Source organism: Marinicrinis lubricantis, assembly GCF_042658665.1.
Classification (GTDB): Bacteria; Bacillota; Bacilli; order Paenibacillales; family KCTC-33676; genus Marinicrinis; species Marinicrinis lubricantis.
The window spans coordinates 1-1,402 of sequence record NZ_JBHSQV010000078.1 but is presented as its reverse complement, the minus strand read 5'-3'; the positions used below and the strand labels follow the sequence as shown (position 1 = coordinate 1,402).

Sequence of the window (1,402 nt, the reverse complement as noted above, 5' to 3'; positions counted from 1 at the left end):
TGTTCTCATATGCGAGGGTGATTGAGCTGCGAGCGCGCTAGGGGCATGCCGAAAAGTCTAGTCCCTGAATCCCACACGAAAGGAGGAATTCCATTGAAGCTATTTGTCGGTATTGACGTGAGCTCCAAAGATTTAAAGGTCTGCATGATGAACGGCGAAGGCGACACGCTTCAGTCGTTCACCGTGGACAATAACCTGGAAGGCGCTTCGCACCTGCGCGATCAAATCGTCGCTGTTGCGGACAAGCTGCCCTCCAAAGAGATTCAGATCGGCCTTGAAGCGACTTCCGTGTACAGTTGGCATCCTGCCATGTTTCTTCACGAAGATGAAGCGCTTCAGAAGCGGAAAGCCAAAGTGTTTACGATCAACCCAAAGCTCATCACGAAGTTTAAAGAAGCGTATGTCGACCTCGATAAGAACGATCACATTGACGCTTGGCTCATTGCAGATCGTCTTCGTTTCGGCCGTCTGCCGATGACCATGGTGATGCAGGAGCAGTACATCGCTCTCCAGCGTCTAACCCGAATGAGGTTCCACCTCGTTCATAATCTGACGCGAGAGAAGCAGTACTTCTTGACGAACCTCTTTTACAAGTGCAGCGCCTTTACCTCCGAAGTCGACAGCTCTGTCTTCGGTCATGCAATAACGGAACTGCTGCTCGAGAAGTACAGCCTTGACGAGATCGTCGCTATGGACGTGGCGGATCTTGCAGATTACCTCAAGGACCACGGGAAGAATCGCTTCCCTGACCCAGAGCGAGTCGCCAAATGCATTCAGAAGGCTGCCAGAGCGTCTTACCGCCTCTCTAAGGTGGTTGAGGATTCTGTCGATCTCATTCTTGGTACATCGATCCAGTCGATCCGCAGCATCCAGGCGCAGATCAAGGAACTCGATCAGGCCATTGAGCGCATCCTGAGCGGAATCCCAAATACATTGCAGACGATCCCGGGCATCGGTCCCGTGTACGCCGCCGGCATTCTCTCGGAGATCGGCGACATTACACGATTTGACGACCAGGCTGCTGTTGCCAAATACGCCGGTCTTGTCTGGCGTAAGCATCAATCCGGTGCTTTCGACGCGGAGGATACGAAACGCATTAAATCCGGCAACCGATTCCTTCGCTATTACCTTGTTGAAGCTGCCAACTCGGTGAAGAACCGCGATCCGGAATTCGGCGATTACTACCGGAAGAAATACAAGGAAGTACCCAAGCACCAACACAAACGCGCCCTCGTCTTAACGGCAAGAAAACTTGTGCGGCTGGTCGATGTGCTGCTACGCAACGACCAAATTTACACGCCCCGAAGGAAGGTGAATGCGGCTAAGGATTGACCGCCTCCTTTAGCTGAAGTCTTACGGTAATTCCCAGTTATTTTTTGGTAAATCACTGCCATTTTCAACT

General features: G+C 51.9%; 1 protein-coding gene. It reads left to right on the top strand.

Annotated features, from left to right (window positions below; all coding sequences use genetic code 11):
• The first annotated feature begins 93 nt into the window (after positions 1-93).
• Positions 94-1,332 (top strand): IS110 family transposase, encoded by a 1,239-nt coding sequence (locus ACFPXP_RS08125; RefSeq protein WP_379893735.1) that lies wholly within the window; start codon positions 94-96, stop codon positions 1,330-1,332.
• Positions 1,333-1,402: the final 70 nt, after the last annotated feature.